General features: G+C 40.1%; 5 protein-coding genes. 4 read left to right on the top strand and 1 reads right to left on the bottom strand.

Annotated features, from left to right (window positions below):
* The first annotated feature begins 159 nt into the window (after window positions 1-159).
* Both BY457_RS14000 and BY457_RS13995 read left to right on the top strand, forming a co-directional pair.
* On the top strand, window positions 160-3,294 hold the full coding sequence (locus BY457_RS14000; protein ID WP_106153952.1) for a SusC/RagA family TonB-linked outer membrane protein: 3,135 nt from the start codon (window positions 160-162) through the stop codon (window positions 3,292-3,294).
* 30 nt (window positions 3,295-3,324) lie between these two features.
* Entirely contained in the window at window positions 3,325-4,824 is a 1,500-nt protein-coding gene (locus BY457_RS13995) for a RagB/SusD family nutrient uptake outer membrane protein (RefSeq protein ID WP_106153951.1), read from the top strand.
* A 161-nt stretch (window positions 4,825-4,985) separates the two neighbouring features.
* On the opposite strand, the gene BY457_RS13990 is transcribed toward BY457_RS13995, so the two are convergent.
* Complete coding sequence (locus BY457_RS13990; RefSeq protein ID WP_106153950.1) at window positions 4,986-8,897, bottom strand: hybrid sensor histidine kinase/response regulator transcription factor; 3,912 nt, start codon at window positions 8,895-8,897, stop codon at window positions 4,986-4,988.
* A gap of 940 nt (window positions 8,898-9,837) precedes the next feature.
* On the opposite strand from BY457_RS13990, the gene BY457_RS13980 reads away from it, so the two are divergent.
* Window positions 9,838-10,980, top strand: a complete 1,143-nt coding sequence (locus BY457_RS13980) for an endo-1,4-beta-xylanase (protein ID WP_106153948.1) — start codon at window positions 9,838-9,840, stop codon at window positions 10,978-10,980.
* A gap of 85 nt (window positions 10,981-11,065) precedes the next feature.
* On the top strand, window positions 11,066-11,959 hold the full coding sequence (locus tag BY457_RS13975; protein ID WP_106153947.1) for an alpha/beta hydrolase: 894 nt from the start codon (window positions 11,066-11,068) through the stop codon (window positions 11,957-11,959).
* Window positions 11,960-11,995 lie beyond the last annotated feature (36 nt).

The following is an 11,995-nucleotide window of genomic DNA, read 5'->3' as shown; positions in this document are numbered from 1 at the left end:
TTACTTTTGATTAATATTTTTTTTGATTTGTTGATGCTTTTTGACGACTGCTTAATAATACCAACTACAAACCCTTAAAATCTCTTCACAAAGCACAATCGATCGTAAAACTCTTCAAATCAAATATTTTGTCTTACTAATTCTTTAAACCTAAAGTTTATGAAGAAAATGAAGTATTTGAAGAAGGAAGCACTAACTTTTGTTATCTTCTTTTTATGTTTTAGTATCAGCATACTGGCACAAAATGTCAGTATAAGCGGAACTGTTAATGACAACACCGGGCAACCACTGCCAGGAGTGAATATCATTGTAGAAGGAACCACCAGAGGTACAATTACCGATATTGATGGCAACTACTCACTGGAGGCGCCTTCAGATGGAGCATTGGTATTTAATTTTATTGGTTTCTCATCTCAGACTGTTCCTATTAATGGAAGAACAGAAATCGACGTTGTTTTGGAACCAACCGATGTTAGTTTGTCAGAGGTTGTAGTTGTTGGTTATGGAACACAACGAAGAGAAAATTTAACAGGCGCTGTTACAGATGTTCGTGCCGAACGAATGCAAAACAAGCCGGTTAGCAGTCTCACATCGGCACTTCAGGGTGAAGCAGCAGGTGTTTCCATTGTAAATAGTGGTGGCCCGGGACAGGAACCCAACATAAGAATAAGGGGGATTGGCTCCGTAAATCTCTCATCTTCACCGCTGTTTGTCGTAGATGGCATGCCTGTGGGAAGTATTGAGGGTCTTGACCCCAACTCCATACAATCAGTCTCCATCCTTAAAGACGCATCGTCAGCAGCCATTTATGGTTCGCGTGCAGCCAACGGAGTTCTTCTGATCACAACAAAGAAGGGAAATCGTGGCGGAGAAATAACCATCAATGTTGATGCATCTACCGGAACACAGGAAATGTGGAAAACACTGGATCTAATGAACCGGGAACAATACATGGATTTTGCAACGGAATATTTGACCAACGCCGGATCTGATTTGCCCGCAAGATTTTCAAATATGAATGACCACGTTTATCCGGGTGCATCGCAAACTTTTGCTGAAACGGATACCGACTGGCAGGATGAATTGTTTCGTAGCGCCCCAATCTCAAAGGTCAATGTTGACCTGACCGGTGGAAATGACAAATTCCGTTTTTTTACCTCTTATGGTTTCATCGACCAGGAAGGAATCATGGTTGGAACAGACTACACCCGACACAGTACAACTTTCAATGCCGAATTTAAAGTAAACGATTTTCTGACCATTGGAGAAAATGTGACCGGATCTTACGGTATAAGAAACAACGAAAAAGAATCGGGTGGTCGGACGATGATAAAACACATTGTCAACCAGATACCCTACATCCCCGCCAGTGTTCCAGTTGGAACAGAGGGTTATGAGCATGGATATCGCACAACATCGCAGGTGGACGATACTGACCCTGAAAACCCGTTAAGAATCGCGGAACAGGATAAAAACATTTACAAAAGAGCCAATATTATTGGTAATGCTTATGCCGAATTGTCTTTTACGGATTGGTTGACATTTAAATCTGTTTTTGGAATGGAGTACACCAGCGATCAGACAATTATTGACAGTCCAAAGTATAAAGACGACTACAATGAAAGAGTAAATCATGAACTGGAGGACAACCGCTATAAATTCTATTCTCGTATTTACACAAATCAACTCACCTTTGACAAAAGTTTTAATCAGCATGACATCAACGCAGTTGCAGTTGTTGAAGAACAAATTACAACAGGAAGCAGACTCATAGGCCGGGGTGAGCATGAAACCAACCTGCTAAACCAGCTGGATGGCACAATCAATCAATCGGTTGCAGGAAACCTAAATGAGACAATGCTTATTTCTTACACAGGAAGAATAAACTATTCTTTTGCCGACAAATATTTGTTAAGCGCTTCATTCCGCAGAGACGGTTCGTCAAAATTTGCACCTGGAAATAAATGGGGAGACTTCCCCGGAGCTTCCATTGGTTGGGTATTAAGCAAAGAAACCTTTATGCAGGATATAGATTTAATATCTAATCTAAAATTCCGTGCAAGTTACGGAAAGGTTGGAAACAATGCTCTTGGAGCCTACGACTGGCAATCTACCATCAATCAGAATACCTGGGCAGTCTTTAACAGCAATGCTGAAAATAACCCGGGCGCATACTATGGCAAACTTCCAAACGAAGAGTTGGAGTGGGAGATTACCACCATGCAAAACTTTGGTTTTGATTTATCTTTATTAGATTATTCAGTCACCTTTTCTGCTGAATACTTTAAAAGAGAGGTTGATAATCTGCTTTTGCAAAAGAATCTGCCTGCGTCACTTGGATACATTGATAACCCCTGGACCAATGTGGGTGCTATGGAGAACTCGGGATTTGAGTTCAGTGCAGGTTATCACAAGCGCGATGGTAATTTTCAATTCTCAGTGATGGCCAACCTTGGAACCATCAATAACGAGGTAACTGACCTGGACGGGAAAGTGTATGATCAGGTCGCCGTCACAGGAGACTATGGAGGAGGCACCATTACAAGAACACAAGAGGGACATCCCGTTCAGGGTTTCTATGGTTACAAGGTTGACGGCATTTTCCAGTCACAAAATGAAATTGATGCATTAAATCAAACAGCATTACAACAATACAATGAAGGAAATGTCACCAAGCAAGTTTACCAAAATGAAGGCACATCGCCTGGTGATATCAAATTCAAGGATCTGGATGGAAATGGAGTTATCAACGAAGAAGACCGGACTGTAATCGGTAATTTTCTGCCTGATTTCAGTTATGGGCTCAACTTCTCGGGATCATACAGAAACTTAGATTTCTCAATGCAGCTCCAGGGTGTATATGGAAATGATATCTACAGCGGAACCAAAGTACTGACTCAGGGTATGATGCGGTTGTTTAACTCAGATGTTGCCGTTTTGGATGCATGGACTCCCTCAAATACAAATACCGATATCCCCCGTGCTGTAAATGCTGACCCCAACAACAATGCCCGTACATCAGACCGGTTCATCGAAGATGGATCATATATGCGCATTAAGAACTTAACCATAGGTTACAATTTCTCAGACAATGTTCTGTCCGGTATATCAGGCAACTCTATCAAGGGGCTTAAACTTTATGTTACAGCACAGAACCTGCTCACTTTAACCGATTATTATGGTTATGATCCGGAAATTGCACACCGTGGTGACAATAACATGATGAATGGTGCCGACTTTGGGCAATATCCTCAACCACGCACATTCCTCTTTGGGATTAAGGCAACTTTTTAATGATAAAATGAACACTAAAAACCAATAGTTATGAAACTAAAATATATTCTATCAATTCTGATTGCAGGCCTGCTGTTTTTTCCTTCCTGTGATGAGGAAGAACTTGATAAAACCAATCCTAACGGATTTACCACCAGCTCTTATTATCAGAATGGATTGCACCTTGAGAAAGCAACCAACGCCATATATGGTCAATTCACAGGTGCCGACCTTTATGGCCGAATGATAAAGTATCTGTCTGCCTGTCGTTCTGACGAACATGCATCAGGCGGCCCTCAGCTTGAAGTTCATAACGCTCAACTAATTGCAGGCACGTACGACAACACCATTTACACTCTGACAGGCCCATGGCAGGGACTGTACCGCTTAATTCACCGGGCAAATGCTGTTATAGAGTTCGGACCAGCCATTGAAGATCCGACTCTCGATGAGGATATTAAGGCACACCGTATTGCCGAAGCAAAATTCCTGAGAGCCTTTGCCTACTATTACCTCGTGGTTTATTGGGGAGATGTACCTCTTTATACCGAAACAGTTAAAACTGCTGATGGAGAGAAAGCAACCTCTCCGGAATCGGAAATTTATACACTACTCGAAAATGACTTAGGTGAAATCATCCCCGTTCTAAATGTTTCTCACGATGACAATAATCTTGGCAGGGCTACCAAAGGAGCAGCCCAGTTATTACTGGCCAGAGTTTTAATGCATCAGGGGAAATATGGAGCAGCGCATACGGTTCTACTCGACATTTACAACAATGGCCCCTACGAGCTGGTTGACAATTATGCAGAAAATTTCCAGGAAGAAACTGAATACAATGAGGAATCCATATTCGAAATCGGATTTGCAGGAAGTAACTTTAACTGGTGGGCCGATGGAAACGGAGATTCACCTGCCGATAAGGGTCATGTGATGTTTCAGGATGTAAGTCCTGTCGGGTGGAGAAACCTGGTTCCTTCAGAAAAACTGATCAATGATTTTGAGCGCGTATCAGATGGAGATGCTAAGGATGACCCTAGATTATCCGAAACAGTGATCTTTAGAGGAGACGCTTATGGAGCTGAAAAAACTGACACATTGAAGGAGTCTGACTTTGGTTGGTATAAATATTCACCTATGTACAAATTAAATCCGGGTGGATACTATATTTCAACCATTAACTACCGGAATATGCGATTTGCAGAAGTACTCATAAAACTTGCTGAATGTGAGAATGAAGTTGGTACCCCTGCCAATGCTATTGCCTACTTGAATGAAATCAGAAATCGTCCAAGTGTGGATATGCCGGATTATCCGACAGCCAATTATCCATGCGACTCTAAAGATCAAATTTACAGGGCAATAATGCATGAGTCTCTGGTTGAGTTCTCTAATGAGTTGTACAGGGCAGTTGAATTGGCCCGATGGAGGAAAAACGGAAAGTTCTCGGCACTCAATCCGGAGCCTATCGAGTACATAGCAACAAATCCGAATAAAGCAATTCTTCCCATTCCAAGCAACGAAGTAGATAACAACTCATTAATTGATTAATTTTTTTCATAGCCGCAAGGTTACTTAACCCTTCTCAATTAATTGAATGAGCAAGGGCTGTCCGAGGTGTAGAAGGCAGCCCCTGTTTTTTTTTACAGACCACTACGGCGATTTAATAATTCTCGACGGGAAAACCTAACCTGGATTAAGACTGCTGGTCATTAGTCACCCATAACATCCGTGGGTGACTTGCCGTAATACTTTTTAAAAGCGTAGCTGAAGTATGCCACACTGGTAAAGCCTGTTTTTTCGCTGACCTCGGTCACATTATGCGCTCCCGATCGCAATAATTCCAATGCATAATTAAGCCGGACAGAACGGATAAAGTCAGAAGGGGATTGATCGGTTAGCGTTTTTACTTTTTTGTAAAGTAATGAAGGACTGACATTCATTGCGGATGCAAACTCTTCCTTGCCAAATTTCAGATTTGTAATATTTGATTTAACAACTTCCAATGCTCTCTTAATAAATTTGTCATTAAGTTGATTATTAAAAAGAGGTGTCTCACTTTTAAAATCTACAATTTTCAAAGCTTTATCCCGGACAGCTTTACGGTTCAAAACAATTGATCTTATCCTCCCTTTAAGCAAATTCATATCAAAAGGTTTGGCCAAATAAGCATCGGCACCGAGGCCCAGTCCTTTCAACTGCAATGCCTTTGTGGAAAATGCCGTTAACAAAACAACGGGGGTGTGAGACGTTTCAAAATCGCTCTTTATTCTTTTACACAACTGAAAACCATCCATTTTTGGCATCATTATGTCGGAAATCACAATATCAGGATGTTTCTCCTGCACAAGTGTCAAGGCTTCCAGTCCATCAGAGGCAGTTAAAACGTTATAATCCTCGCTCATTGAAAGCTCAAGAAAGTTCCTTAGCTTTTCATGATCTTCCACAATCAGGATGGTCATCATTTTTGAGTCGCTACTTTTACCAGTCCCCACCCCATAATGCGCAGAAACATCAGACAGCATATACGATTCGTGAAGATGGTCAAGTTCTTCTTCAGTATCAGGAGTGTACTTTGTCACTTTTTTTGCGGGTATCTCAATGGTAAAGACAGATCCCTCGTTCTCTTTGCTCGCAAAACGAACCTTTCCACCATGCATCTCAGTATAATTTTTTACCATCAACATACCAATTCCGGAACCAACAACACCTGAATTGATAGCATTCTCACTTCGATAAAACTCTTTAAACAATTGTTTTTGCCCTTTTATACTAATCCCAATTCCATTATCTGTTACTCTCAGAAACCAAAATCTCCGGTTATGCCATATCTCAACCTTTACCTTCCCATCTTCATGTGAATACTTGATGGCATTGGAAAGCAAATTATCCACCACTTTCTCTATCATCCCGGCATCAACTCCTGAAGAGAATTCTGTATCATTGCTCACCACCGACAAATCTATATTTCTCTGTTGTGCAAAAGATTCAAACATCATGACCCGGTGCTCCACCAATTGCGTAATATTAGCCATGCGAAGATTTACCTGTGCTTTTCCCCTATCTATTTTCTGAAAATCGATCAATTGCGATGCAGCATTCAACAAGCTCTTCACCTGTTCATTGGCAAGAGAAATAAAATGCCGGGCCCTGGGAGAAAATCCGGATTCTCTTGTAATTTCTTCAAAAGGCCCGCTAATCAATGTCAGTGATGTTCTCAGCTCATGAGCAGCATTGGTGAAAAAACGGATCTTCTCTCTGGAATGCAATTGCTGAATCAAATTAAGATGATAACGAAAAATGAAATAAAGAACCCCCACTACAAAAACGACTAAAATGAGGTAAAACCACAATGTACTCCAAAATGCAGGTTTTATTACAATGATCAAACTTCGCTCATCTATAACATCAGACAGAGAGTTATTAAACATTCTAACTTTCAGCTCATACTCCCCATCTGCCAGATTGGCAAATGAAAACATTCTGTTTAATGCAGGCTTACTCCAGGTTTCACCCAAACCTTTCAGTTTCCATGATAGCTTTGTATGCGGTTCAGAAGCCCCAACCGGCAACAATTCAACCGTCAGGGTGTTTTTGTGATAGGGAAGCACAATCTCGCGAAGACTGTCAACTGGAACAGCCAGGTCATAAATTGAAGAATCTCTAATGGTACGACCGGCAATCAAAATATCCTGAAAAAATATCTTCCCTGTCAAGTTGTTTTTTTCTTCGATCTCTTCAGGATCAAACATAAGAATCCCCTGGTTTGTACCCAGAACCAATTCTCCGGATGATAACATTATTCCGGCATCCTGATTAAAAACAATATTGGCAAGAGGCAAATTCGAAGAATAAGAAAAGGTTTTACCTTCTTTAGGAGAGAACCGACACAAACCTTCTTCTGTTCCAAGAAACAAACAATCCCCAACCCGGGTAATACTATTAACAAAATTACTTGAGAGTCCATCAACAGCAGTAAATTCATCCTCAACGAACCGTTCTTCCAGATTAAACTTTACCAGCCCTCTGCCACTGGTAGCACACCACACAATTTCTCCATCCAATAAAATATCATGTACAATATATCCATCCATCAAAACATCTACCGCCCCATCTTTTTTGTTCACAGAAATCAACCCGTATGGGACCCCCATAAGCATATTGTTATCGGAATATTCATCGACAACATATACTGGTTGAGTTTCAAACTTAGAGGCTTCGTCCGTGTCAACATTATAACGCACAATATTCTCAACAATTCCGGCAATCCAAACATTCCCGTCTTCATCATTCCTGATATCAAAAACAGAATTTCCAAGATTATCAAACCTTTTAAATTCCCGTCCAGAATCCCTGTGAAACAAAAACACCCCGCTTTCCCAGGTCCCCGCCCAGATTCGTCCTTTATCATCTTCAGCAATGGAAAGAAAGACACGCGACTCACCCGGTTTATTCTCATAAAAAAAGTTATTCCACCGGTCCTGCTTGACCTCCCATTTACTCAATCCATTATTGGTTGCAAACCAAATGTCTCCATTACTATCTTCAAAAACATCATTTATAAAATCATTTACAAGAGAATTAGGTATATTGATTTGATGTTTGATATGCCTTATACTTTGTGGCGTTTGTTCAAAAAAAGAAACCCCTCCGCTAAAAGTACAAACCCAAATGCGATTCTTATCATCTTTGAAAATGTCATATACCCCGTTACCGTTTAACGATTGCGGATTATCGACATCTTCCCTGTGAATATTCAGAACCTTAGTTCCCTTTCTGTCAAGTTCCCACAAACCATGACCGTCATATCCCAACATTATGGTACTGTCGGTATTGGCCTCAATGGCAATAGCCGGCTGCGAAGGCAAATGATCAATATCCACCGCAACAAGCCGATCAAACCTTACATCATAATAATATATTCTACCTAAAGTTGTCCCAATCCACAACTGTCCTGTTTTGCTGTGAAAATACAACTGAGATATTTCAGGACGTGTATCAGAATTTATGGCAAACAGATGATCCTTTTCGCCTGTTGAAGAGTCAACAAGGTACAATTCTCCGGCATGTCCGTGAAAAAAATATTCATCATCGTACCTTTCAATAAAATGATCTTTTTCATTCGTTTCCGTAATTAACTTCACGCCCTTTTTATCAGAATATTTGTATAACCCAAAGGTGGCAGCAATATAGAACGATGAGTCATCACATAATAAAACATCACTCACAACAAGACGATCATTTCCCAAAGACACTCTTAAATCAAATACAAAGTCAAACCGATCATAAACAGAATTATACTCAAAAAACTGACCATTATTGGTATAGGCAAAAAGCCTTGAATTCCGGAACAGTAAATTAACACTAATCACATTTGCAGTCACATATGGTAATTCATATTGTCGTTCATCATCCTCCGTAAAACGAAAAACACCGGATTTAGATGAAACCCAGATAAAACCATTATCATCCTCACAAACAGAATTAGCCCCCAAAACCGAAACACCATGAATATCACCGATATTATAAAACACGCGATTCCCGTTACCGGCCCACAAATCTGAACATATGAAAAGCAGCAGAATATTAACTATAGAAAAAAGAGGGAAATAAATCTTGCTCATCTGCAAATAATCTTTTCCTTGAGTAATGAACCTTTTGAGCGACCTAAAAATGCTTTTTTACATCTTTCTGCTTTTCTGCTTCATATTTTTCAAAAACCACGGTTATATTTCACCTTAGATCTCTTGTTCATGATCTTATAACCAGCTAACAAAAAAGATACTTAACAATAAAAGGCCGAATGGCTTTCTTACCGAATAATGGAACTAGTTTCAATTGAAAACAAGAATACCAGAAAACCTGGAATACTGTTTTCTAAACTCAACATTATGTACAAAAAGTACATAGTTTAACATTGCATCACCAAAAGTATTTAATTCTGTTATAAATATCAATGAAATATTAAATTAAACGTTGTTTTTACTTTTTATCATTGGTATCCGGTTAAAAAATTGAAATTGCTTCACTACGTCCGCAATAACGGGCCTTTGCAGGATATTGAGGATTGGTAGGGGTTGATTTTCGGCTTTGCCGAAAATCAACCCCTACCAACCCGACTAACCACTTTAAGACCGAGTCATTGCGAGCAGAGCGAAGCAATCTTCTTTCAAAATAATAATTTTTCCGGGACATTAGTGATTTTTTATATTGTCCTCCCCCTAATTACAGGACAACCAGCAACTTCCCTGTTTAAACCACGAAAAATCAGCAGAAACGATTCCTTCATCATTACTTTATTATATCTGGTTTTTAAAATCAAATGTCCAGAATCAAAACTCCCCTGAGTAAAACCTGACTATTTTTGTTAACAAAGAGGGTCATTAAATTCTCAACCATTAACATTCGGCAATAAACCAATCCGCAGAAACATTGTCAAAGCTGATATTAAAATCTGACGGAGAGAAAGTTCATGTTCCCGCAATTTTGCCATCAATAGGTTTATCACAAGAAACCACTTAAAATTTGGAAAACATACTCAATAAATATTAAAATTCTACATCAATGAAAAAACGTAACACATTCTTTCTTGCAAGCATCTTTCTTGCCTTTGTTTTTTTATCTTCATGCAACAGAACAGAACAGCGCAATACAGACTCACTTCAGGAGGCATTTAAGCCATACTTTCATATAGGGACTGCACTCAATTTCCGACAGGTAATGGGGCATGATACTGCCACTATGGAAGTGGTAAAAAAGCACTTTAATTCCATTGTTGCAGAAAACTGTATGAAAAGTGGAATGATTCAACGAGAGGAAGGGGATTTTAACTTTGAACTCGCAGATCAGTTTGTGAAATTTGGAGAAGAAAACGATATGTTCATCATCGGACATACGCTCATCTGGCACTCCCAGGCCCCCCGCTGGTTTTTTACCGATGAGGATGGGAATGATGTTTCCAGGGAAGTACTCATCGAAAGAATGAAGAACCATATTTACACGGTAGTTGGACGCTACAAAGGGAGGGTCCATGGTTGGGATGTGGTAAATGAAGCCATCGTGGATGACGGTTCATTCCGAAAAAGCAAGTTCTATGAAATCATTGGTGAAGATTTTATAAAACTGGCATTTCAATTTGCGCATGAGGCAGACCCGGATGCAGAACTGTATTACAACGATTACTCCATGGCAGTTCCAGGAAAAAGAAACGGGGTGGTAAAAATGGTGCAGAAATTACAGGAACAAGGAGTGAAAATTGATGCCATAGGAATGCAGGGGCATATTGGACTGGATTATCCGGAAGTTCAGGAATTTGAAAACAGCATTAAAGCTTATTCCGATCTTGGTGTTAAGGTAATGGTAACAGAGCTGGATCTGTCTGTACTTCCAATGCCGGACTGGGGAGCAGGTGCAGAAATCTCCAAAGATTATGAATACCAAAAGGAACTCAACCCCTACACAGAAGGGCTCCCGGATTCTGTAAATGTGCTTTTTGAAAAACGTTATCTCGATTTTTTTAATCTTTTCCTTAAACATCAGGATGTTATTTCAAGAGTAACATTATGGGGGGTAAATGACAACAACTCATGGAAAAACAATTGGCCGGTGCGGGGAAGAACCGACTATCCCCTGTTATTTGACCGGAATAATGAGCCAAAGCCTGTGGTGGATAAAATAATCCAGGAAGCTTTAACAAAAGATCGTTAGATTTTTAGAGGTTAGTGACAAAAAAGGCAGAAGCTAAAGAGGCAGAAGGCAAAAGAAAAAATATTGAACCAAAATCACGACGCATATGAACCATTCCGAAAGAATAGGATTTCTAATTCTCCTTGCTTCGCTTTTGGCACCAGTCAAGGCGCAGAATATTATCGAACTCAACACAGGAAACATACTTGATGTTGAAAATGATGACACTTATATTAAAAACCAACATGGATTAATAACGGAGGTTTTTTCTCCGTCCATTGAGATGTTTTTACCAACAGAGAGCGACTCCCTATGTCCTGCGGTCATCATATGTCCCGGAGGAGGTTACAGCGTCATTGTTTATGAGGGAGAAGGCATTTCAACGGCAAAAGAAATGGCAGCAAATGGCATTGCAGCTTTTGTTTTAAAATACAGGTTACCTGGCTCGTCTGCAGATGACGGGAAAAATCTTCCGTTAAAAGATACCCAAAAAGCCATTAAATTCATCAGAGAAAAAGCATCAAAGTGGAATATTAACTCCGAAAAAATAGGAGTCATGGGGTTTTCGGCAGGAGGGCATTTAGCATCAACCTTAGCGACTCATTATCGCCCCATTATCGACAATCCGGAAAACACAAGTCTGCGTCCTGACTTTCAAATATTGGTTTACCCTGTCATCAGTATGCAGGACAGTCTCACCCATTTGGGAACCAGAAATCAACTTTTGGGTAAAAACCCGGACGCTGAAGACATCCGCAACTTTTCATCCGAACTACAGGTGGACAGCAATACACCTCCCGCATATATCACACATGCAACGGATGACATTGTTGTAGATGTAGATAACAGCATTTTCTATTTCGAAAAATTAAGACATCATAATGTACCCGTGGAAATGCACATTTATCAAAAAGGAAATCATGGCTTCATTTTCAATCACGAAAGCTGGACAGAACCGCTCTTGCAATGGATGAATAGTTCAGGATTTCTCAACAACTAATTGATTATAATCCAATCACACCGTACATCTAAATGA

Source organism: Marinilabilia salmonicolor (assembly GCF_003003035.1).
Taxonomy (GTDB): domain Bacteria; phylum Bacteroidota; class Bacteroidia; order Bacteroidales; family Marinilabiliaceae; genus Marinilabilia; species Marinilabilia salmonicolor_A.
The sequence above is the reverse complement of the archived record's forward strand: the minus strand, read 5'-3'. Positions and strand labels throughout refer to the sequence as shown.